Origin of the sequence: Kribbella sp. NBC_01245 (genome assembly GCF_036226525.1) — a bacterium.
GTDB lineage: Bacteria > Actinomycetota > Actinomycetes > Propionibacteriales > Kribbellaceae > Kribbella.
Map to the genome: position 1 here is coordinate 1901965 of NZ_CP108487.1, position 22943 is coordinate 1924907.

General features: G+C 67.3%; 21 protein-coding genes. 12 read left to right on the forward strand and 9 right to left on the reverse strand.

Annotation, left to right across the window (positions count from 1 at the left end; translation table 11 throughout):
• Positions 1 to 33: 33 nt before the first annotated feature.
• The gene (locus OG394_RS08370; RefSeq protein ID WP_328994465.1) at positions 34 to 426 is read right to left on the reverse strand and encodes a hypothetical protein; all 393 of its coding nucleotides are present in this window, start codon (positions 424 to 426) and stop codon (positions 34 to 36) included.
• Between the two features lie 198 nt (positions 427 to 624).
• On the opposite strand from OG394_RS08370, the gene serB reads away from it, so the two are divergent.
• The gene (gene serB, locus OG394_RS08375) at positions 625 to 1845 is read left to right on the forward strand and encodes a phosphoserine phosphatase SerB (RefSeq protein WP_328994466.1); all 1221 of its coding nucleotides are present in this window, start codon (positions 625 to 627) and stop codon (positions 1843 to 1845) included.
• Between the two features lie 66 nt (positions 1846 to 1911).
• On the opposite strand, the gene OG394_RS08380 is transcribed toward serB, so the two are convergent.
• On the reverse strand, positions 1912 to 2262 hold the full coding sequence (locus tag OG394_RS08380; protein WP_328994467.1) for a hypothetical protein: 351 nt from the start codon (positions 2260 to 2262) through the stop codon (positions 1912 to 1914).
• A 349-nt stretch (positions 2263 to 2611) separates the two neighbouring features.
• On the opposite strand from OG394_RS08380, the gene OG394_RS08385 reads away from it, so the two are divergent.
• The 6 genes from OG394_RS08385 (at position 2612) to OG394_RS08410 (ending at position 10012) form a co-directional block, all read left to right on the forward strand.
• The gene (locus tag OG394_RS08385) at positions 2612 to 4024 is read left to right on the forward strand and encodes a glycoside hydrolase family 16 protein (RefSeq protein WP_328994468.1); all 1413 of its coding nucleotides are present in this window, start codon (positions 2612 to 2614) and stop codon (positions 4022 to 4024) included.
• Positions 4025 to 4027: 3 nt separating this feature from the next.
• Positions 4028 to 4939, forward strand: coding sequence for a DUF1996 domain-containing protein (locus tag OG394_RS08390; protein WP_328994469.1), 912 nt, complete (start codon positions 4028 to 4030; stop codon positions 4937 to 4939).
• Between the two features lie 91 nt (positions 4940 to 5030).
• A complete protein-coding gene (locus OG394_RS08395) occupies positions 5031 to 6059 on the forward strand; it encodes a cyanophycinase (protein WP_328994470.1) in 1029 nt (342 codons plus the stop codon).
• Positions 6056 to 8848 (forward strand): cyanophycin synthetase, encoded by a 2793-nt coding sequence (gene cphA / locus OG394_RS08400; RefSeq protein ID WP_328994471.1) that lies wholly within the window; start codon positions 6056 to 6058, stop codon positions 8846 to 8848. Before OG394_RS08395 ends, cphA begins: the two co-directional genes overlap by 4 nt.
• Before the next feature lie 52 nt (positions 8849 to 8900).
• Positions 8901 to 9458, forward strand: coding sequence for a SigE family RNA polymerase sigma factor (locus OG394_RS08405; RefSeq protein ID WP_328994473.1), 558 nt, complete (start codon positions 8901 to 8903; stop codon positions 9456 to 9458).
• Positions 9458 to 10012, forward strand: a complete 555-nt coding sequence (locus tag OG394_RS08410) for a hypothetical protein (protein WP_328994474.1) — start codon at positions 9458 to 9460, stop codon at positions 10010 to 10012. The genes OG394_RS08405 and OG394_RS08410 overlap by 1 nt, the downstream gene beginning before the upstream one ends.
• Positions 10013 to 10131: 119 nt before the next feature.
• Here the strand turns inward: OG394_RS08410 and OG394_RS08415 are convergent, their stop codons facing one another.
• The 5 genes from OG394_RS08415 to OG394_RS08435 form a co-directional block, all read right to left on the reverse strand.
• Positions 10132 to 10998, reverse strand: coding sequence for a hypothetical protein (locus OG394_RS08415; protein ID WP_328994475.1), 867 nt, complete (start codon positions 10996 to 10998; stop codon positions 10132 to 10134).
• Positions 10999 to 11038: 40 nt separating this feature from the next.
• Positions 11039 to 12736: a Mur ligase family protein gene (locus OG394_RS08420; RefSeq protein WP_328994477.1), complete on the reverse strand. Its 1698-nt coding sequence runs from the start codon at positions 12734 to 12736 to the stop codon at positions 11039 to 11041.
• Positions 12737 to 12772: 36 nt separating this feature from the next.
• The gene (fabI, locus tag OG394_RS08425; protein WP_328994478.1) at positions 12773 to 13543 is read right to left on the reverse strand and encodes an enoyl-ACP reductase FabI; all 771 of its coding nucleotides are present in this window, start codon (positions 13541 to 13543) and stop codon (positions 12773 to 12775) included.
• A gap of 30 nt (positions 13544 to 13573) precedes the next feature.
• Positions 13574 to 14278, reverse strand: coding sequence for a 3-oxoacyl-[acyl-carrier-protein] reductase (gene fabG / locus OG394_RS08430; protein WP_328994479.1), 705 nt, complete (start codon positions 14276 to 14278; stop codon positions 13574 to 13576).
• A 108-nt stretch (positions 14279 to 14386) separates the two neighbouring features.
• The gene (locus OG394_RS08435) at positions 14387 to 14599 is read right to left on the reverse strand and encodes a dodecin (protein WP_328994480.1); all 213 of its coding nucleotides are present in this window, start codon (positions 14597 to 14599) and stop codon (positions 14387 to 14389) included.
• Positions 14600 to 14714: 115 nt separating this feature from the next.
• Here OG394_RS08435 and OG394_RS08440 point away from each other — a divergent pair, with 115 nt between their 5' ends.
• Together OG394_RS08440 and OG394_RS08445 are read left to right on the forward strand one after the other, a co-directional pair.
• Positions 14715 to 15014 (forward strand): DUF3099 domain-containing protein, encoded by a 300-nt coding sequence (locus OG394_RS08440; RefSeq protein ID WP_328994481.1) that lies wholly within the window; start codon positions 14715 to 14717, stop codon positions 15012 to 15014.
• A 210-nt stretch (positions 15015 to 15224) separates the two neighbouring features.
• Positions 15225 to 15437, forward strand: coding sequence for a hypothetical protein (locus OG394_RS08445; protein ID WP_328994482.1), 213 nt, complete (start codon positions 15225 to 15227; stop codon positions 15435 to 15437).
• 46 nt (positions 15438 to 15483) lie between these two features.
• Here the strand turns inward: OG394_RS08445 and moaA are convergent, their stop codons facing one another.
• Positions 15484 to 16506: a GTP 3',8-cyclase MoaA gene (moaA, locus tag OG394_RS08450; RefSeq protein ID WP_442914275.1), complete on the reverse strand. Its 1023-nt coding sequence runs from the start codon at positions 16504 to 16506 to the stop codon at positions 15484 to 15486.
• A 90-nt stretch (positions 16507 to 16596) separates the two neighbouring features.
• Between moaA and OG394_RS08455 the strand changes: the two genes are divergently transcribed.
• The 3 genes from OG394_RS08455 (at position 16597) to OG394_RS08465 (ending at position 20053) form a co-directional block, all read left to right on the forward strand.
• Positions 16597 to 17433, forward strand: coding sequence for an SURF1 family cytochrome oxidase biogenesis protein (locus OG394_RS08455; protein WP_328994484.1), 837 nt, complete (start codon positions 16597 to 16599; stop codon positions 17431 to 17433).
• Positions 17315 to 19162, forward strand: coding sequence for a glycoside hydrolase family 15 protein (locus tag OG394_RS08460; protein WP_328994485.1), 1848 nt, complete (start codon positions 17315 to 17317; stop codon positions 19160 to 19162). The genes OG394_RS08455 and OG394_RS08460 overlap by 119 nt, the downstream gene beginning before the upstream one ends.
• A gap of 132 nt (positions 19163 to 19294) precedes the next feature.
• Positions 19295 to 20053, forward strand: coding sequence for an SDR family oxidoreductase (locus tag OG394_RS08465; protein WP_328994486.1), 759 nt, complete (start codon positions 19295 to 19297; stop codon positions 20051 to 20053).
• A 282-nt stretch (positions 20054 to 20335) separates the two neighbouring features.
• Here the strand turns inward: OG394_RS08465 and OG394_RS08470 are convergent, their stop codons facing one another.
• The gene (locus tag OG394_RS08470; RefSeq protein ID WP_328992274.1) at positions 20336 to 21571 is read right to left on the reverse strand and encodes an IS110 family transposase; all 1236 of its coding nucleotides are present in this window, start codon (positions 21569 to 21571) and stop codon (positions 20336 to 20338) included.
• Between the last annotated feature and the right edge of the window lie 1372 nt (positions 21572 to 22943).

Sequence of the window (22943 nt, forward strand, 5' to 3'; positions counted from 1 at the left end):
CACTCACCGGTCGAAGGGATGCACAGCTGAGATTCACTGACGCTGTCGGCGGTCGCGGACCAGCTTGCGCAGCTGGGTCACGCGTGCGGTGCCGACCACCATGGCAACGACTCCGACGCCGACGCCCGCGATCAGCAGCGCCAGCGCCAGCGGCACGGACCCGTTCATCCACAGGAAGCTGACTTCGACGCGGCGGGTGTTCTGCAGCATGAAGATGATCAACACCACGAGGGTCAGCACGGCCGCGCAGATCCCGACCCAGGCGCCACCCATGCGAGTGCGGGGCACCGGGCTCGCCGGCGTCATGGTTGATGAGGGCTTGGCCGGGTCGATCGTCTCAGGTTTCGGAGCGCCGGCCACCGCGGGATCAGGAACCGTCGGTGACGTACCGGTGTGCGAGCTACGAGTGCGACGCAAGACGGACATGACGTCTCCCATGGAGGGAGCCGGTGTGGCAGGCATCTCAGGAGTGGGATGTCGTCGGTCCCGGACACCCCGATCCTACGCCCGTTGAGACGCGGGGTCCGGCGGGTGAACGGGGCACGAAATTCTGGTGCCCGAGTGTTGAGATGGCGGGTCCGGTGGGCGGACCAGAACCGGGGCTTCGGTAGATTCAGGTATGCCATGAATGCGCAGCCGCCGGTCACCTCAGAAGCCTCACCGAATCGCCCGACCCTGCTGGTCACCCTGACCGGTACGGATCGTCCGGGCCTGACCTCGGCGGTGCTCACCACACTGGCCGGGAAGAACCTCGAGGTGATCGACGCCGAGCAGGTGGTGCTGCGTGGTCATCTCGTCCTCGGTGTGCTGCTCAACGCACCCCGCGACGACTCGTCGCTGAAGGCGGAGCTGGCCCAACTCGCCGCCGACCTGGACGTCGAGATCGAGGTCAACGTCGGTCTCGGCGACAACGAGCCGCGTCGCAAAGGCCGTAGCGGTGTCACCGTCATCGGCCATCCCCTCACCGCCGCTCAACTCGCCGCGATCGCCGGCCGCATCGCCGATACGGGCGCCAACATCGACCGCATCAGCCGCATGGCGCGGTACCCGGTGACGGCCATCGAGATCGCGGTCTCGGGTGCCGACCCGGAATCCCTGCGTACGGTCCTCGCGCTCGAAGGTGTCGCCCAAGGCGTCGACGTCGCCGTACAGGCCGGCGGTCTCTACCGGCGGTCCAAGCGGCTGATCGTGATGGACGTCGACTCGACCCTGATCCAGGGCGAGGTGATCGAGATGCTCGCCGCCCACGCTGGCCGCGAGGCCGAGGTCGCCGCTGTCACCGAGCAGGCGATGCGCGGTGAACTCGATTTCGCCGACTCCCTTCGCTCGCGCGTTGCGACTTTGAAGGGCCTCGACGCCTCGGTCCTCGACAAGGTGTACGACGCGATCGAGCTCGCGCCCGGCGCCCGTACGTTGGTCCGAACCCTCAAGCGCCTCGGCTACCACTTCGCCATCGTGAGCGGCGGCTTCAGTCACATCACCGACCGCCTCGCGGCCGACCTCGGCATCGACTTCGCCATGGCCAACGAACTCGAGATCGTCGACGGCCTGCTCACCGGCCGCGTCATCGGCGACATCGTCGACCGGGCGGGTAAGGCGACGGCGTTACGCCGGTTCGCCACGTCGCTGGACATCCCGTTGTCCCAGACGGTCGCGATCGGCGACGGCGCCAACGACCTCGACATGCTCGCCGCCGCGGGGCTGGGCGTCGCGTTCAACGCCAAGCCCATCGTCCGCGACGCCGCCGACACCCACCTCTCGGTCCCCTACCTCGACACGATCCTCTACCTCCTCGGCATCAAACGCGAAGAGGTCGAAGCCGCCGACGCCGACCACCACCACTGATCACTTCAGCGGGTTGGGTGGCTGCGGCGTTCTCCAGCCGTCGCAACCACCCTCGCCGTCAGCTGATCACTTGACCTCGCACGGCAGCCCCATGCTCTCGTAGCCACCGTCGGACTTGTGCCGCCACAGCTGCGCACAGACGTTGGTGCCGTTTGCGGGCTGGTCGTTCCAGAGGGTCTCGCGGTTGCCGCCGAAGTACTGGTAGCCACCGGTCGAGCGGTGAACGCCCGGGTAGAAGATGTCCATGTGGTACGTGCCGTTCGGGCCACAGTTGTGCTGCGTGTAGACGTGGCCGTCACGGAAGCTGACGTACGCGCAGCCGTTCTGACCCGCCGAGGCCGTCGTGGCCATAGTGACCGTCGAAGCGACAACAACGGCACCGGCAAATGCGGCGCGGACGAGGGTCTTGCCGATCATGGTGAAACCTCCCTTTGAGATCCGGACAGTGCTGCGATGAGGCCTCATCACGCGATCGGACCGATCGAGCAGTGAAGCTAGCAACGCCTTTCCGCCCCCGAAAACCCCTTTCGGTACCCATGAAAACCAGGTCATAACTCCACTGAAACGTCCGCTTGAACTATTCGATTGAGATCGAACCCGCAACTTTTCCGCCTCCTACGGCATCGCGCCGCGACAGTGGCGGGATGCCGACAGGTGACGAAGTGTTGACGGTGGGTGATGAGAGCGCTTTCATGTGGCTGTGCCGGTACGACGGTCGCGGACAACCGCCCTGCGGCGTGTGCCGGCGGGATCTGGAGGTCGGCTCATGCGCATACGGTTTCGCCAGATGTTCAACCGGCAGCAGATGTTCAACCGGCAGCGGACGGCGTTGATCGCGGGAGCGGCGGCGTTGGTGGTTGCCGTTCCGGTGGGGATTGCCGCGCAAGCGAGTGTGCCGCCACCTCCGCCGGGCTGGACGATGGTTTGGAGCGACGACTTCACCGGTGGCGCGAATACGTTGCCTTCGTCGGCCAACTGGATCATCGACCTCGGCCATAGCTATCCGGGCGGCCCGGCCAACTGGGGTACGGGCGAGAAGCAGAGCTTTACCAACAGCACGCAGAACGTCGCCCACGACGGCGCCGGCAATCTCCGCATCACCCCGCTGCGCGATGGCGCGGGCAACTGGACGTCGGCCCGGATCGAGACTCAGCGCAGCAACTTCCGGCCACCAGCGGGCGGCGTACTGGCGATCGAGGGCCGGATCCAGATGCCCAACGTCACCGGCAATGCCGCGCTCGGCTATTGGCCCGCTTTCTGGGCACTCGGATCGCCCTACCGCGGCAACTACTGGAACTGGCCGGGCATTGGCGAGTTCGACATCATGGAGAACGTCAACGGCATCAACTCGGTCTGGGCCGTTCTGCACTGCGGCGTCAACCCCGGCGGCCCGTGTAACGAGACCTCCGGCATCGGCGCCAACCGGGCCTGCCCGGGTTCGAGCTGCCAGTCGGCCTTCCACACTTACCGGTTCGAGTGGGACACGAGCATCAGTCCGAACCAGCTCCGGTGGTACGTCGACGGCCAGCAGTTCCACAGCGTCAGCCAGTCTCAGCTCCCAGCGGACACCTGGGCCAACATGACGAACCACGCGGGGTACTTCATCCTGCTGAACGTCTCGATCGGCGGAGCCTTCCCCGACGCCCTGGCCGGCCCCACGCCGACAGCGGCAACAGTGCCGGGCCGTCCCATGCTTGTGGACTACGTGGCCGTCTCAACGCGTGGAGGTGGCACGCAACCGCCTACGACTCCCCCGCCGGGTGGTGGCGGTAGTGCGTACAGCACCATCCAGGCCGAGTCGTACAACCAGCAAGGCGGTGTGATGGTCGAAGGCACAACCGACAGCGGTGGCGGCCAGAACCTCGGCGCTATCGGCAACGGCGACTGGGCGCTCTACCAACGGATCGACTTCGGCAGTACGGCGGCCAGGCAGTTCAACGCACGAGTGGCGTCCGGAGCGGGCGGTGGCGTCAGTGGCCTAGTAGAAGTCCGTCTGGACAGTAGAAGCAACCCACCGATTGGCAGCTTCGCCATAGCCAACACCGGGGGCTGGCAGAGCTGGCGAACCGTCCCAGCCAACATCAGCGGCGTAACCGGCGTACACGACGTCTACCTCACCTTCACCAGCGGGCAGCCGTCAGACTTCGTCAACGTCAACTGGTTCACCTTCGCCAGGTAGACCATGCGGAAGCTCATAGCGGTAGTAGCGCTGGTAGCCCTCACAGCCTGCTCAAACCAAGGCAGCCAGCATGTAGACCACAGCGCTCACGGCGGCGCTCCTGACCCGGAACAAGCGGCAGCGATGGTCGCCCAGCAACAGGCACCTGTACGCGGCTCAGAGTTCCGTGCCGAATGCAGAAGCAGTCACCGAGCCGGAGACGACCCCATCGTCTTCCCAGGCCAGTCTGGCGGATCACACATCCACGAGTTCTTCGGTAACCGCACCACCAACGCCAACTCGACACTGCAGTCCCTGCGCCTCGGTGGCACCAACTGCGACCCGGTGGCGGACAAGTCGGCCTACTGGGTCCCCACCCTCTACAAGAACGGCCAACCCGTAGCACCCGAGCGAGTGACCATCTACTACCAAGGCATCACCGAGAATACGAAGGCCGTCGCCTACCCACAGGGCCTCCGTTACGTCATAGGCAATGCCCTGGCCACCAGTCCGGACCAGAACCCCGCAGCCCGCTGGTCCTGCGTAGGTCAGACCCCGTCGAGTCGGGACTTCCTGAACTGTCCGGCCGGCACCAAGCTCGAGAACTACCTGGACTTCCCGACGTGCTGGGATGGCTCCAGGCTCGACTCCCCGAACCACAAGGACCACATGGCGTTCGCGATCGGTAGTACGTGCCCGGCCAGCCACCCGGTTGTCGTACCGCGTCTGGAGTTCCTGATCACGTATCCGGTCAATGGGACGGGCCTGACGCTTGCAGGCACTCGTAACGGGACCAACGTCCTCACGGCACCCGGCTACACCTTCCACGGCGACTTCCTGAACGTGTGGGATCCCGCCGAGCTGGAACGTCGCGTCAGCGGCTGTATCCGGGCCGGCTACGTCTGCGGCACGGACGGCAACCCCATCCAGCAGTAGACAGCAGCAGCCGCCGCAGGATGGCGACTCCGGTCTGGTCGATCGGAGTCGCCATACCATCCCTGGAGGCCGGAGCACCTATCCTTCGCGTATGTCTGAACAGCATGGCGAGAGACAGGTGGCGGGCCGGGGGGCCCTGTTTGCGATCGGTGGCGCGGAGGACAAGCTCAAGAAGCGGATGGTCCTCCAGGAGTTCGTCGACGCCGCAGGTGGCTCTGAGGCCCGCATCGTGGTGGTACCGACAGCGTCGGCTCTAGGGCCCGACGTGGTCGACGTGTACTCCGCGCTCTTCTCGGCGCTTGGCGCGAAGCAGGTCGTCGGAGTGCGTCCCGAGACTCGTGAGGACGCAGAGGACCCGGCGTTCGTCGAGCCCTTGCACACGGCCACTGGCATCTTCATGACCGGTGGTAACCAGCTCAAGCTGTCCGGCGTCGTCTCCGGTACGGCGTTCGGCAAGGCCGTCACCGACGCGCACGCCCGTGGCGCCACAGTCGGTGGTACGTCGGCCGGCGCGAGCATTCTCGCCGAGCACATGATCGCGTTCGGCCGCGCGGGCGCCACCCCGCGGCAGCGGATGAGCCAGCTCGCGAGCGGCCTCGGCCTGGTCCAGGGCGCGATCGTCGACCAGCACTTCGCCCAGCGAAACCGGTACGGCCGACTGCTCTCCCTGGTGGCGCAGTCCCCCGGGCTGCTCGGCATCGGCGTCGACGAGGACACGGCCGCCGTCGTCCATGGCGATCACCTCGAGGTCGTCGGCCGAGGTGCCGTCACGATCTTCGATGGCAGCCACATCACCACCAACGCCCACCACGCGAAGCGTTCCGAGACCCTGCTGGCGTCGGGCGTCGTACTGCACGTCCTGCCGGCCGGCGCGACGTTCAACCTCAAGGCCCGGGCACTCGTGTCGTACGGCGGTCAGCCCCCGGCCGAAGAGCTCGAGGAGATCGAGCGGGCCGAGGCCGACCTCAGGGCGCTCGCGGCCGAGATCGCGGCGGACGGCGTCTCCCCGGCGTACTACGCCGAGCGCAAGCGCCGTGCGGCCAGTCGCAGGCCGAAGAAGGCCGCCGAGATCGTCGTACCGGAAGACAACCCTCCAAAAATAGACAGTGGGAGCGCATGAACGAAGAGCAGGGCACCCGGCCCAGCCCCGACCTGAAGATCATCGAGACGCGGGTCTACCGCGGTCCGAATATCTGGAGTTACGAGCCGGCCATCCATCTGGTGGTCGATCTCGGCTCGCTGGAGGATTTCCCGTCGAACACGATCGACGGCTTCACCGAGGGTCTCCTGGCGCATCTTCCCCGGTTGGATCAGCATCATTGCTCGCGCGGCAAGAAGGGCGGCTTCATCGAGCGCCTGGACGAAGGGACCTGGCTCGGCCATATCGCCGAGCACGTGTCACTCCAGCTGCAGCAGGAGGCCGGGCACGATATGCGCCGCGGCAAGACCCGGCAGGTCAAAGGCGTGCCCGGGCGGTACAACATCATCTACTCGTACGCCGATGAGGCCGTCGGTCTGGCGGCCGGCGAGCTCGCCGTACGGTTCGTCAACCACCTCGTCCAGCCGGAACCCGACTTCGACTTCACCACCGAGCTCGAGCGGTTCATCAAGCAGGCCGAGCGAACCGCCTTCGGCCCGTCCACGCAGGCCATCGTCGAAGAGGCGATGTCGCGGGACATCCCGTGGATCCGGCTGAACAAGTTCTCGCTGGTCCAGCTCGGCCAGGGTGTGCACGCGAAGCGGATCCGGGCCACGATGACGTCCGAGACCGGCTCGATCGCGGTGGACGTTGCCGGCGACAAGGACCTCACCACCCGGCTGCTCGCCTCGGCGGGCCTGCCCGTGCCCCGGTCGGACTCGGTCCGTACCGTCGAGGACGCGGTCAGCGTGGCGAACAAGATCGGTTATCCCGTCGTCTGCAAGCCCCTCGACGGCAACCACGGCCGCGGCGTCTGCCTGAACCTGCAGAGCGCCGACGACGTACGCGAGGCCTTCCCGATCGCGGCCGACCAGTCCCGGCGCGGCTGGGTCATCGTCGAGAACTTCGTCACCGGCAAGGACTACCGCTGCCTGATCATCAACGGGCGGATGGAGGCCATCGCCGAGCGCGTCCCGGCCCACGTCGTCGGTAACGGCGAGCACTCGGTAGCCGAGCTGGTCGAGATCACCAACGCCGATCCGCGCCGAGGTGTCGGGCACGAGAAGATCCTGACCCGGATCACGATCAACGCCGCCGCGGTCGAGCTGGTCCGCACTCAGGGCTTCGAGATGGACGACATCCCGCCCGCGGACACGATGGTGAAACTGACGCTCACCGGCAACATGTCCACCGGTGGCATCTCGATCGACCGCACCTTCGAGGCGCACCCGGAGAACGTCGAGATCGCCGAAGAGGCCGCCCGGATGATCGGTCTCGACATCGCCGGCATCGACTTCATCTGTCCCGATATCGCCCAGCCGGTGCGTGAGACCGGTGGCGCGATCTGCGAGGTCAACGCCGCGCCGGGCTTCCGGATGCACACCCACCCGACCATCGGCGACCCGCAGTACATCGCGAAACCCGTGGTGGACATGCTGTTCCCGCCGGGTGCGCCGAGCCGGATCCCGATCGTGGCCGTCACCGGTACGAACGGTAAGACGACCACCTCCCGGATGATCAGCCACGTCTTCAAGGGCCTCGGTCACAAGGTCGGCATGACCTCAACCGACGGCGTCGTGATCGACGAGCGACTGGTCATCCGCGCGGACGCGTCCGGCCCGAAGTCGGCCCGGATGGTCTTGCAGAACCCGCGCGTCGACCTGGCCGTGTTCGAGGTGGCTCGCGGCGGCATCCTGCGCGAGGGCCTCGGCTATGAGCGCAACGACGTCGCCGTCGTACTCAACATCCAGCCCGACCACCTCGGCATGCGCGGTATCGACACCCTCGAACAGCTCGCCGACGTGAAGGCCGTCCTGGTCGAGGCCGTGCCCCGGACCGGCTTCGCCGTACTGAATGCCGACGATCCACTGGTACGTCGGATGCGCAGGCGGTGCTCCGGTCAGATCGTCTGGTTCAGCGTCGCGGAGGCCGGCAGCGAGGTCCGCGAGTACATCGAGAGCCATTGCCGTCGCGGCGGCCGGGCCGTCGTCCTCGACCGGTCCGACCTCGGCGACATGATCGTGGTGAAGCACGGACGCCGTTCGATGCAGCTGGCCTGGACGCACCTGCTGCCGTCGACCTTCGGCGGCCGGGCCATGATGAACGTGCAGAACGCGATGGCCGCCGCGGCCGCCGCCTTCGCCGCGGGAGCTCCGCTGCACGACATCCGGCAGGGCCTGCGCACGTTCGCGACGTCGTACTACCTGTCCCCCGGCCGGTTGAACGAGATCCAGGTCGACGGGCGCACGGTCATCGTCGACTACTGCCACAACGCGCCGGCGATGCGGATGCTGGGCGATTTCGTGGACAAGCTCGGCGACAACCTCGGCCAGTCGTCAGACCTCGGCCGGCCGTCCCGGATCGGCGTGATCGCGACAGCCGGCGACCGGCGCGACGACGACATGCGCGAACTGGGCGAGGTCGCCGCGCAGCACTTCGACGTGGTGATCGTGCGGGAGGACGTCCGGTTGCGCGGGCGAAAGGCAGGCGAGTCGGCCGAGTTGATCACCGAAGGCGTACGTCGGGCGATGGAGAACGGCGCCCGGTGCCGACAGGTCGAGGCCGTGCTGGACGAGCTCACGGCGGTCCGGCACGCGCTGACCCGGTCCAACCCGGGCGATCTGGTCATCCTTTGCGTTGACCAGCACCAGACCGTTCTGGCCGAGCTCGAGTCCGTCTCGCACCTGGCCCAGGCCGGCGCGCGCTCGGGTGACGAAGGCGGCGACCCCGACTTCGTCAAGCCGGAAGGTGAACCAACCGACGCGAGTTAGCGTCAACGTCATCGGAGTCCCACCTCGTTGTTGGGATGAGGAAGGGACACCGATGACTTATCAATCCGTATCCGGGCGGGATCCGGGCGACGGCTTCGACGCCTTCGTCCGGGCCCGCTGGACCGCGACCGCGCGACTCGCCTATGCGCTCACGCTCGACCATCAGAAGGCCGAGGATCTCGCGCAGGAGTCGTTCGCGAAACTCTGGTTCCACTGGAAGAAAGTCGGCGCGGAGAACCCGGACGGGTATCTGCGCCGCGTGGTCACCACCACGTTCTTGTCCGGACGGCGCCGCCGGTGGATCGGCGAGCGCCCGACCGCCGTACTGCCGGATCACCCGGTCGGGCCTGAGACTGGCCGCATCGATGACCAGCAGGCGCTGCGGCAGGCCATGGCCCGGCTCAGTCCGCGCCAGCGTGCCGCCGTCTATCTCCGGTATGCCGAGGATCTGCCTGAGCAGGTCGTCGCCGAGCTGATCGGCTGTTCCGTCGGCACCGTCAAGACCCATGCGAGCCGGGGTCTGGCCGCACTGCGCGGCGACAACGCGCTCGATCCCAACACATTTGACGAGCCCGGCGCGTTCGCCGGGATCGCGGAAGGCCGTGCCTGATGACCGATGACTTGAAGAGGTTCTTCGACAACCTGACGGACGCGCGGCCGGAGCCGGTTGATCCGGCTGCGCGCGTGCTGGCTCGCGTACGGTCCAAGAGGCAACGACGTCGTACGGCGATGGTGGTGGGCGCGGCTGCCGTAAGCGTGCTCGCGATCACGGCCGTACCGGCGGTCGGGAGTCTCGGCAATGGGCCGGGCGTGAGCGATGCCCCCGGCCCGGCGCCCACGTCCCCAGCGACTCCGGTGCAATCGCCTTCGCCGGTTCCGACGCCATATAAGACGCCGACCAGCGGGATCCCGACGCCGGTCCCGACGCCGTACAAGACGCCGACCAACTCGCTCCCGACGCCTTACCCGACGGCAACTCCGTCCGACCGGCCCGCCACGCCGACGCCGTACCCCACGCCGACGAAGACGCCAACCAGCTCAATCCCGACGCCGACGCGACCCCCGACGGCCATCCCGACGCCGTACCCGACCCCCACGAAGCCGCCGGCCACGCCGTACCCCACACCCTCGAAGGCCCCCGCCACACCAACGCCTTCGAAGTAACCGCCAGCCGGTAGTTCTTTTGCGTTCATTCGTCGCAATCCGCCCTCTCACGCCGCGGACCTGTACAGGTGAGCGGACAGCAGAGGGCGGATTGCGACGAATGAACGCAAAGAACGGGGTTAGGACCGGCGTGGGAGGAGGAGGCGGCGGGGTGGTTCTTCGCGGTCGATCCAGTCGAGGTCGCCGGGGAGGAACGCGTCGTTGCCTCGTCCCTCCAACGCCGCATCCGGCACGGGCGGCGGAGGCGGTGGCAGGGCGCGGACCTTCATCGCGGTCATCGGGATCGCGAGGAAGAACGCGGCCGTCAGCCAAGGCCAGTACGACAGCAGGAACGGGCCGAACGCGTTGAAGAACGCATCCGACGCACCATCCGCGATCGCGTCCACTGCAAGGCCTTTGCCGAGATCGGCCGCCACCCGTTCGCACGCGTCGATGAAGGCGAACGACGCGACAAACACCGCGGTCAACGGCAACCAGAAGTAGCCCGCGTGCCACCCGGTCCGCCAAATCGCCACGTGCATCAACACCGCAAGCCCGATCGCGATCAGCAATCCGTTGAACTCCCAAGTCCAACGCCAAGCACCCAGCGCCTCTTCGGGCAACACGATGTAGGACGCGAGCGGCAAAGCCAGGGCAAACGCCGCCGGCACCGACCGACGACTACCGAAGGCGCCCGCCAATGAGCCCACCACGCTCGAAACCGAAAGCACGATCCAAAGACCGCGATCCCCAACGAACGAGTGGTCGCTGAACCACCACGCCGCGGACGCCAGCACCAACCCGAGCCCCAGCGCCAAACGGAAGCGGCCGACCAGTAGGCCGACCGCCACCCCACCGGTGAACCCACCGATGATCAGCACGTCGACCCCGGAAGACGGCACCAGTGTCCCGGGACTCTCCGGCAGGCCGCTCAGGTACGACGGGGCGAAGCCCACCACGAACCAGGCGGCGATTGCCGACGGGACAGACCACAGTGCGCGCAGCATGAGGACCTCTGGCACTGGCCGTCTGCAGGCGAAGAACCGGTCAGTGCTGTGCTCGTTCGACCTTGTTCTTCAAGGTCTCCGGACTATCGACGGTAGCTCCCTCGGACCGCAACCAGGCGTCAAGACTCGCCCGATCCTGCAAGGACATCACGGCCACCACATCGCCGTCCTTGGCCTCACCGAACAGGAAACCGGCCGCCTCCAGCTCGGACGGAAAGGCCGGTACGTCCTCGACGCCGACCGAACGGGTGCCGATCCGGAAGGCTTCTTCGAGCTCGCGGGGATCGCGACCTCGCAGGTAGTCGCCCTTATGGCCGATCACCACCCGGTCCGCGACGCGCGCGCCCATCTCCCCCATCGCCGTGACCATGTCGTCGGCGCGGTCGCCCGGCGATCCGAGTGCCAGCAACAAGCGGGATCCCGGCGCGCGGACGCCGTTCATGATCTCCAGCAGCGCCTCGAGCCCGGCCTCGTTGTGCGCCAGGTCGATCACCACGGTGAAGTCGCGCACCGAGTACATGTTCATCCGGCCCGGGTTGTGCTCCGGCCCCGGGCGGAACGAGCTCAGGCCCTCCACGACCGCGCTCTTCGGCAAACCGAGACCGAGTGCGGCCGAGGCGGCGGCGAGTGCGTTCTCCACGTTGAACCGGGACAACCCGGCCAACGTCATCGGTACGTCGACCACCTTCAGCAAAGGCGTCGGGTCGTCCGACGCGGAAAGCACGGTGATCCAGCCATCGAGCACGGTCGTCGCGCGGCCGCCCTCGTCGAGCACGGTCCGGATCGACGGCGAGTCGGCATCCCGGGAGAACACCCAGCACTTCGCCGGCGAACCCAGCCGCATCGCGAACGTCCGCGGGTCGTCGCCGTTCACCACGCACCAACCGCGCGGCCGGGTGATCTTGGTGACGACGGCCTTCACCTCGGCCAACTGGTCGACCGTGTCGATACCGCCGAGGCCGAGGTGGTCCGCGGAGATGTTGGTGACCACGGACACGTCGTTCCAGGCGACACCGATACCGCGCCGGAGGATGCCGCCACGAGCCGTCTCGGTCACCGCCAGCTGCAGACCCGGATGGGCCAGCACGGTCCCGGCGCCGGATGGGCCCGAGTAATCGCCGTACTTCACGAGCTCACCATCGACGTACACGCCGTCGGTGCTCGACCAGCCCACGTGCAGCCCGGCGGCACGACCGATGTGCGCGATCATCCGGGACGTCGTGGTCTTGCCATTGGTCCCGGTGATCGCGACTACGGGGATCTTCGGCCGCAGGGTCGGCGGCGGATTGCCGGGCGGTTCATCGCGAACCGTCGAGCCCGCGGCCGTGACCACCTCGACCAATTCCTCGTCGGGCCGCCCGAACGCGTCGACCACCTCGGCGATCGCGCGCCCAAGCGCCTTCGCCCGATCCTCATGCACCCAAGGGAACGCGACCACCACACGCCGTACGTCGTTCTCGGGGCGGACGCGGACACCGATCCGGCCGATCCCCGATTCGCGCGCGAGGCGCCGGACGATATGGCCGACGACCCGGATCGCGAAGCGTTGCCGGAAGCCGGAGCCGATCCGGCCCGGCCGGGTGCTGCCCAGCCCGAGTGCCGAGGCGAACGCCTTCGCCTCGGGTGCCGGTGCGTCCATCAACGCGGTGAGGTCCAGCGTCAGCTTGACCGCGGCACGGCTGAAGTAGAGGTTGGCCCCGTCCAGAACGCGGAGCTCAACGAGAGAGGTGGTGCTCATTGGCTATCTGAATGCCCCTTCTGGGCGTGGAGGGTGTCAAGCACCCATCGCGTGGAAGCCGCCGTCGACGTGCACGATCTCGCCGGTGGTAGCGGGGAAGAAGTCGCTCAGCAGGGCCACGATGGCCTTGCCCGCGGGCTCCAGGTCGGACGGGTCCCAGCCGAGCGGGGCCTGGTCCAGCCACGGGCCCTCGAACTTCTCGAAGCCCGGAATCGCCTTCGCGGCCAGGGTCTTCAGCGGCCCGGCGGAGACGAGGTTGCAGCGGATGCCGTTGGCGCCGAGATCGCGCGCGAGGTACCGCGAGGTGGACTCCAGCGCGGCCTTGGCCACACCCATCCAGTCGTACCCAGGCCAGGCCACAGTCGCGTCGAACGTGACACCGACGACGCTGCCGCCCGGGCTCATCAACGGCGCACAGGCCATCGCGAGGGACTTCAGCGAGTACGCCGAAACGTGCAGCGCGTGCGAGACGTCCTCCCACGGACCCTCGAGGAACTTGCCGCCGAGGATCGTCTCGGGATTGCCGTACGCGATGGAGTGCACGACGCCGTCGAGTCCGTCGACGTGTTCGCGCACTGCGTCGGCCAGGCCCGCGAGGTGCTCGGGGTTGCTGACGTCGAGCTCCAGCACGGGTGCGGGCGCAGGCAGCCGCCCGGCGATCCGCTTGGTGATGTTCAGCGCGCGGCCGAAGTTCGAGATCAGGACCGTCGCGCCCTGCTCCTGCGCGACCTTGGCGGTGGCGAAGCCGATCGAGGAGTCCAGCGTCACCCCGGCGACCAGGATCCGTTTACCGTCGAGAATGCCCACGAATAAAGCCTTTCCTAGAGCTGAGGGTGGTCAGTTGCCCATACCGATGCCGCCGTCGACCGGGATCACCGCGCCGGTTATGTAGCCGGCCTCCTCGGACGCGATCCAGCGCACGGCGTTCGCGATCTCGGTGGTCAGGCCGAAGCGGCCGAGCGGGATCTGGCCGAGGTACTGCTTCTGCGTCTCCTCCGGCAGTACGGCGGTCATGTCCGTCTCGACGAACCCGGGCGCCACGACGTTCGTGGTGATGCCACGGGAGCCGAGCTCACGCGCCATCGACCGGGCCATGCCGATCAGGCCGGCCTTGCTGGCGGCGTAGTTGACCTGGCCGGGCGAACCGAGCATGCCGACGACCGACGAGATGAAGACGATCCGGCCGCGCTTGAGCCGCAGCATGCCCTTGGAGGCGCGCTTGGCGACCCGGAACGAGCCGGTGAGGTTGGTATCGATGACCGACTGCCAGTCGTCCTCGGACATCCGCAGTAGCAGCGTGTCCCGGGTGATGCCGGCGTTCGCGATCAGCACCTCGACCGGGCCGTGCGCGGCCTCGATCTCGGTGAACGCGGCGTCGACCTGCTCCGGCACGGTGATGTCGCACTTCACGCCGAGAAAGCCCTTCGGCGGCTCACCGCTGCGGTAGGTGACCGCGACCTTGTCGCCCGCCTCGGCGAACGCCGTCGCGATGGCCAGGCCGATCCCCCGGTTGCCACCGGTGACCAGTACCGATCTGCCCACGGATTCATCCTCACTCTCGTCCAACGGAGCCGTCGCGCCGAACGCTATCGCCGTACCACCCGGTACGACGAAGCCGGGCGGTCCGTTTCACGTTTTAGGCAGTGCGGATCAGCTGTCTTCGAGGCGGAAACCGACCTTCAGGCCGACCTGGTAGTGGTCGATCTGGTTGTCCACGATGTGCCCGCGGATCTGGGTCACCTCGAACCAGTCCAGGTGCCGCAGGGTCTCACCGGCACGCTTGATGCCGTTGGTGATCGCCTGATCGACGCCCTCCTTCGACGTACCAACGATCTCGGTCACTCGGTAGGTGCGGTCGGACATGACGACTCTCCTTCGACTCGGCCCGCCGACGTCAAAGCGCCGTACGGGAATTCGGCTGGTCCGGCGATCGCGGTGTTGGCATCGCGGCGTACCGTGATCTTGTCGAGGAGGATAGATGTCGAAGTGGAGCCGCCGGGGCGACGAGCCGGTGATCGCGGTCACGAGTGCGCAACCAGCTCACTCCGAGGAGCTGGACAGCCGGATCGCGCGCTATGCCTGGATGATGTCGCTGCGCATCGTCTGCTTCATCCTCGCGGTCGTGACGCCGTCACCCTGGCGCTGGGGGTTCGTGGTGGGAGCCGTTTTCCTGCCGTCGGTGGCCGTCGTTCTGGCCAACGCACGCAAGACCGCGAGAGCCAAGAAGACCATCCCCTACATCGCTCCGGACCGTCCTCAGCTCGACACGAAAAAGTGATCCGTGTCGGGACTGGATTCTGAAGACACATCCATGTCAGAATCTCCCGCGTGCTCTGAAACACCTCGATGGAATTTCAGAGCATGGTGATGCGGCGTCGGACGGCTCCCCCCGTGGCTGTCCGACGTCGCTTCATTTTGCCCGGGGCGCATTGGTGAAATAGCAACGACAATTGCTGTCCCGTCAGGAAATGCTTCAGGAGAACACACCATGACGCTCGATCCCGCCGAATCCGGCGAGCTGCCCACCACGTGTTCCGCGCGAGGCTGCGGCAATCCGGCGACTTGGCGACTGCTCTGGAACAACCCCAAGATCCACACGCCAGAACGGCGAAAGACCTGGCTCGCTTGCGATGAGCACAAGCAGAGCCTGTCGGACTTCCTGGGCGCGCGTTCGTTCTTACGCGAGGTCGAACCGTTCTAAAAGGCGGCCTTTTCCTACTATTCCGGAAGACTTTCCCGAGCGGGTATTAACCGCCGATGGCCGACATCGGCCGAACGGGTTGCAGGAACGACGGATCGTTGATGCCATGACCGGGCAGCTTTCCGCGCATCGCGGCCCGCCAGCGCTCGGCCAGTTCGAGGTCGTCGGCGCCATCGCGAAGCGCCGTCCGCAGGTCCGACTCGGTCCGCGCGAACAGGCAGTCCCGGACTTGGCCGTCGGCCGTCAGCCGGACGCGGTCACAGTCCCCGCAGAACGGCCGCGTGACCGAGGCGATGATGCCGACGGTCGCCGGTCCGTCGCCAACCGTGAACAACTCCGCGGGCGCACTCCCTCTCGACGCCGCGTCGGTCGGCTGCAGGGCGAACGGGATGGCCAGCATGTCGAGAATCTCGTCGGCCGTCACCATGTCGGCGCGGCTCCAACCGTGCTGCGCGTCCAGCGGCATCTGCTCGATGAAGCGCAGGTCGTACCCGTGGTCCAGGCAGAACTGCAACAACTCCGGCGCCTGCTGGTCATTCACCCCGCGCATCAGTACGGCGTTGACCTTCACCGGCGTCAGACCGGCGCTCTGCGCGGCTTTCAGACCTTCGAGCACATCCTTGAGCCGGTCGCGCCGGGTCAACTCCTGGAAGGTCTCCGTGCGGACCGTGTCGAGGCTGACGTTGACGCGGTCGAGGCCGGCCTCCTTCAGCGCCTCGGCCTGCCGGGCAAGCCCGATGCCGTTGGTTGTGACGGAGATCTCAGGCCGCGGATTGAGCGCAGCCGTCCGGGCGACGATGCCGACCACGCCACGGCGCAGCAGCGGCTCGCCACCGGTGAACCGGATCTCCGTGACACCGAGTTGCTCGACCGCGATCGTGACCAGGCGAACGAGCTCGTCATCGGTCAGCAGCTCGGGCTTCGCCAGCCAGTCGAGCCCTTCTTCGGGCATGCAGTAGCTGCAGCGAAGGTTGCAGCGGTCCGTCAGGGACACGCGCAGATCCGTCGCGACCCGGCCGAAGCCGTCCGCGAGTCCGGTGCTGAGCCTCACAGGATTGTTCACCGTCACCTGCCTCTCGGGTACTAGCCTACGGCCCCGCGCCGACAACACCCCTTGGGCGCTGACCGGCCGGTGAGACGGATGGCTTAGGTTCAGGGTGTGCGCAAACTGCTCACCCTCCGTTGGCTGACCGCCGCCGCGATGATCGTCGTACTCGCGATCGTCTGTTTCGAGCTCGGCGAATGGCAGCTGTCCCGGCTCGATGAGCGTCGCGATCGCAACGAGATCACCCGGTCCAACCTGGCCGCGAAACCCGTGCCGGTGCAGGAGATCGTGGGCACGCAGAAGCTGGTCGGTGAGGCACACGACTGGCGTACGGCGACCGCGACCGGGGTGTACGACGAGAGCCGGCAACTGGTCATCCGGTACCGGAACGTGTCGGATCGACGCGGGTTCGAGATCGTCACGCCCCTGCGTCTGGCCGATGGCAGCGTGTTACTGGTCGATCGCGGTTTCCTGCCGCGCGGCAACAACAGCTCGGAGGTGCCGCCGATCCCGGCCGCGCCCGCCGGCGAGGTCACGGTGACCGGACGGTTACGCCGCAGTGAGCGCGGCGGGGACACCAAGGGCGTCGTACCGGTGGATGGCAGTGCACGGTTGATCAACGCGCCGGCCATCTCGAAGGCGACCGGGCAGCCGTTGATCGACGGGTATCTGCTGGCCGATTCCCAAGTCCCCGCGGCGGATCCGGCGTTCCGGCAACTACCGGCGCCGGAGATCGACAGCGGGCCACACTTTTTCTATGCGCTGCAATGGTTCTTGTTCGCGCTCCTCGCCCTGGGCGGACTGGTCTACTTCACGAGAAGGGACGTACGCGGTGACGGAACGCCCGCAGCCTCAGCCTCGGTCGGGCCAGAGGCGGTTGCCGCCGGATCGGCGGATCGAGGACTACGCGCTGATCGGGGACATGCAGACGGCGGCCCTGGTCTCGATTGACGGCTCGATCGACTGGTTATGCTTTCCGCGCTTCGACTCCCCCGCGTGTTTCGCCGCTCTCCTCGGCACGGAGGACAACGGGCACTGGCGGATCCACCCGCGCGATGGTTCGGCGACGAGCAGCCGGCGGTACCGCGGTGACACGCTCATCCTCGAAACCGACTGGGTGACCCCGACCGGGACCGTCCGGGTGATCGACTTCATGCCGCCGCGTGACGCCGCGCCCGACGTCGTCCGCATCGTGCAGGGCATCTCCGGCCGGGTCGCGATGCGGTCCGAGCTGCGCCTGCGGTTCGACTACGGCCACGTCGTGCCGTGGGTCCGCCAGGTCGACGGCCAGGTCGTCGCGGTCGCCGGGCCGGACGCGGTCGCCCTGCGCAGCGACGTACACCAGTACGGCAAGGACTTCGCGACGTACGGCGACTTCGAGGTGGCGCCCGGCGACCAGGCCTGGTTCGTGCTCACCTGGCATGCGTCGCACGAGCCGTTGCCCCGGCCGGCCAACGCGATGGACAGCCTGGCGCAGACCGAGACCTACTGGACCGAGTGGATCTCGCAGGCCAAGGACGCGGGCACGGCCTCGGAGGAGGTCACGCGTTCGCTGCTCACGTTGAAGGCGCTTACGTATTCGCCGTCGGGCGGCATGGTCGCCGCGCCGACGACGTCGCTGCCGGAGGACCTCGGCGGCGAACGTAACTGGGACTACCGGTTCTGCTGGTTGCGCGACGCAACGATGACGCTGGCCGCGCTGATCCGCTCGGGCTTCACCGAAGAGGCCGAGGCCTGGCGCGATTGGTTGCTGCGGGCAATCGCCGGCTCGCCGAAGGACATCCAGATCATGTACGGCGTAACGGGCGAGCGTCGTCTGACGGAGCTCTCGGCGAACTGGTTGCCGGGGTTTGCCGGGTCGACGCCCGTGCGCCTTGGGAACGCGGCGGCCGACCAGTTGCAGCTGGACGTGTTCGGCGAGGTGATGGACGTGCTCGCGCTCGCCCGCGAGAGCGATATCGGTCCGAGTGACGACGCGTGGGCGATGCAGGGCGGGCTGATGCGCCACCTCGAGGGCATCTGGCAGTTGCCGGATGAGGGCATCTGGGAGGTGCGTGGCGGGCGGCAGCAGTTCACGTACTCGAAGGTGATGACCTGGGTCGCGTTCGACCGGGCGGCCCGTGCGGTCGACCGGTTCGGTATGCGTGGTCCGGTTCGGGAGTGGCGTGCGACGGCCGACGAGATCCATCGCCAGATCTGCGCCGAGGCGTACGACCCCTCGCGGAACACGTTCACTCAGGCGTACGGGAGCAAAGCGCTCGACGCGTCCGTGCTGCTCATCCCGCAGGTCGGGTTCCTGCCGCCGACTGATCCGCGCGTGGTCGGCACGATCGAGGCCGTGCAGCGCGAGCTGGCCGCCGACGGATTCACTCGGCGCTATCTGGTCGAGCACACCGACGACGGTCTGCATGGTGACGAGGGCGCCTTCCTGATCTGCTCGTTCTGGCTCGCTGATTCGCTGGCGATGATCGGGCGGATCGGCGAGGCGCGGACCTTGTACGACAAGCTGGTTGCCCTCCGCAACGATGTCGGGTTGCTCGCCGAGGAGTACGACCCGGTGTCGAGGCGCATGCTCGGCAACTTCCCCCAAGCCTTCTCGCACCTCGGTCTGATCAACACCGCGTGGCACCTCAACGAAAAGGAGGCCGCCTGTACGCCGCTCCGCCCGTCCTCCCACTAGCCCTTGTAGCCATAGCCTCCGTCTATCGCGCTACCTGCCGCGGCACGTGATTTGGGCACGGTTCCGGGCAGTTTCTCGGGCGGTTTCGGGACGGGCGTAGGTTGGCTTGCGGGTGTGAGGCAGGATTGGCCCGTGGACCTTCGACTGCGGGATCGAACGTATATCGTCACCGGCGCCAGCGGAGGGCTCGGTTTCGCGACCGCGCAAGCCCTCGTCGACGAAGGCGCCCGGCTGGTGATCTCCAGCCGTGACGAGGCGTCGATCAGCCGCGCCGCCGCCACCCTGGGTACAAGCCGGGTGGTCGGGATCGCCACCGACAACGCCGACCCCGAAGGCGCCGAGCGCCTCGTAGCGACCGCCGTCGCCAAATGGGGCAGCCTGCACGGCGCCCTGATCAGCGTCGGCGGCCCGACCCCCGGCACCGCCATGGACACCACCGAGGACGACTGGCGCAACGCCTTCGACAGCGTCTTCCTGGGCGGACTGCGGATCGCCCGCGCCGTCGCGCGCTCCGGCGAGGAGGGTACGTCGATCGCCTTCGTACTCTCGTCCTCGGTCAAATCCCCCATCGGCGGCCTCGCCATCTCCAACGGCCTCCGCCCCGGTCTCGCGATGGTCGCCAAAACCCTCGCCGACGAACTCGGCCCCTCCGGCACCCGCGTGAACGGCCTCCTCCCCGGCCGCATCTCCACCGACCGCCTCAAGCAACTCGACGGCAAAACCGGCAACCCGGAAGAAGCCCGCCGCCAAGCCGAAAAGCTAATCCCACTCCGCCGCTACGGCACCCCCGAAGAGTTCGGCCAAGTAGCCGCCTTCGTCCTCTCCCCCGTCGCCTCCTACCTAACCGGCGCCATGATCCCCGTAGACGGCGGCGCCCTCCGCACCCTCTAGGCCGTCCCCCTCAAAGTCGTCCCCTCAAATCCGCTCATCGGTCCCTTCTGACGCGGCGTGTCGCGGTTCATCGGACCCTTTTGACCAAAGGCTGACGGGCGGTCTGCCGGCCTCTTGTGCGGGTGGTGTTGGTGGCACCCGTCCCCCTGAGTTCTTCCGAATTGTCAGGCCGGCCCGGGCCGCGTCAAGGGCTCCATCGGCTAACGCCGACGCTGACGCGCCCTTGACCCACCCCGAACCGGCCAAGGGCGGCAGCTATCAGACATCCCTAGTGCTAGGGAGTCAAGCGGCGGTGGTTTTGGTGCGGTGGGCCCAGGCGGTGTGGGTGTCGTAGTGGGTGCCGGTTTTGAGGCAGCCGTGGAGGAGGCCGACGAGCCGGTTGGCGAGTTGTCGTAGCGCGGCGTGGTGGCCGTGGCCGCGGGTGCGGAGTTCGTCGTAGTAGGCGCGGGTGTGTGGGTCACGCAGGATGGCGGCGCCGGCTTGCTGGTCGAGGGCGTTGACGAGCCGGTTGTTGTGGACGAACCGGGCGTGCACCGTTTTCAGCCTTCCGGATTGGCGGGTGAGGGGTGCGGTGCCGGCGTAGTTCTTGCGGGATTTCGCGTCGGCGTAGCGGCCTGGGGCGTCGCCGAATTCTGCCAGCACCCGGGCGCCGAGGATCGGTCCGAGGCCGGGCAGGCTGCGGTAGATCTCAACGTCCGGGTGCCGGCCAAAATAGGCCTCGACCCCTGCCTGCAGGCCGGTGATCTCGGTGTTCAGGGCCTGCAGGATCGCCACCGTGGAACGGACCGTGGCGGCGTAGGCGTCGGCCACGATCTCGGACTGGCCGAGTTGCTCGGTGCGCAGCGCGGCCTGAATCGCGGCGGCCCGGCTGGGCAGATCACCGCGCCGGCGAGCCGTTTTCAGCGCGGCGGTGATCTGGCCGGTGGTGAGTTTCGCCGCGGCCGCCGGGGTGGCCGCTTTGGCCAGCAACGCCAGCACATCAGGACTGGTCAACGTCAACGTCCCTTGCTGATACGCCTCCAGCGCGGCCGGGAAGTAGTCCAGCAACGCCGACCGCATCCGCAGCATGTGCCGGGTCCGTTCCTGGATCAGCGATTGATGCGCCCGGGTCAGCACCTTCACCCCGGCCGCGAGCTGCGAATCGGCCTCGGTGGCCACGAGTTGGTGACGCCGGGTCCGGACCATGTCGGCCAGGCTGTGCGCGTCGGTCTTGTCGTCCTTGGCACCCGACAACGACACCACCTCACGATGTCTCGCGGCCAGTTTCGGGTTCACCCCGAACACCACATAACCCGCCGCGATCAACGCGGCCACCCACGGACCCCGCTCGGTCTCGATCCCGACCATCACCTGGCCGGGGCCACCATCATCAGGCAAGTGTTGCGCGATCAGCTCATGGAACTTCACCATCCCCTGGACCCCCTCGGGGACCCGGCGAATGCCCAGCACCCGGCCCTGATCGTCTTGGACCTCGAGGTCATGATGATCTTCGGCCCAGTCGTCACCAACGAACAACACGATGAATTTCTCCCGTCACGCACTCGATGAGTGTCTGAGTAGCCCGCAGGAGATTCCGGCGCCCTAATGGATCAGTGCTCACACCACCCGAAAAGCGGCAGGCACGACACCCCATCAGCCATTCACATCTCCCGACCACCAGCAAGGGCACGCTCTGATACCAGGACTCAAAGCCCGGGGGTACGGAGTGCTCACCTACCAGCGACCACAGACACCGAGTCTGCCAGCGACCGACCCGATAACACCCATTAGGGGGACGGGTGAGGTCTGACCGGGTGTGGTGGTTGTGAGACGCTGCCGCGCCGGCTCTTCGCCAAGTGCTGCCGCCCTGGTCATTCGTCTGCGCTGCCACGAGACCTCTGCCTGCGAGTGGTCGCGTCCGGTCACTCGTCTGTGCTGCCGCAGGAGCCCGCGAGTGGCCGCGTCCGGTCATTCGTCTGCGCTGCCGCGAGGCCTCCGCCCGCGCGCGCTCGGGTCTGGTCATTCGTCTGTGCTGCTGCGAGTGGTCGCGTCAGGTCAGTCGTCTGTGCTGGCACGAGACCTCCGCCCGCGAGCGGTCGGGGCTGGTCATGCGTCTGTGCTGCGGAGGGTCTTTGCCGTGCCTGCGCGTAGGTCTGCCGCGAGTGGTCGCGTTTGGTCGGTCGGCTTGTGGACCTGGCGGTCGGTCGCGGACGTGCACGCCCACACGACGGCCGGTTTCTGCCGAGACGGGCGTTTTCGGGGCGTCGTGTGGTTGTGCAGGTCCGCAGCGGACGGCCAGCCCTACACAAGTGCCGTTTCGCCCTGGTTGAAACGGTTCAGTTGTGGGTTGTGTGGTGCTGGCGGTCCGCCTGTGTTCACCAGCGCAGCCACAACCGCCGATTCGGCCGGGTTGAAGCGCTTCATTCGAGGGTTGTGGCTGCGCTGGTGTCCGGGCCGGACCGGCAGGCAGGCACAAGTGCGGTTTCGCCGGGTTGAACCGCTTCACCCGCGGGTTGTGCCTGCGTGGCGGTCCGCCACTCGCCGAGTCGTGGATTTGCGCGGCCAGCAAAGCCTTTCCGACACCACAATCCACGACTCGACGCACATCGAAGGCCGCGCGCATCTTCCTGACCGGACTGGACGTTTTCAGGGCCCGAAAACGTCCAGTCCGCTCAGGAAGATGGCGCCCGGACACGGCAACGCCCGGCCCAACCCGGCGTGCAGCATCCGGTGAACCCGGCGCGGCAGCGCCACGCGGACCACACCCGGTCAGACCTCACCCGTCCCCCTGATAGCCCGCTGCCTTTGGCCGGTTCGGGCCGGGTCAAGGGCGCGTCAGCGTCGGCGGCAGCCGATGAAGCCCTTGACGCGGCCCGAACCGGCCTGACAATTCGCAAGACTTCAGGGGGAC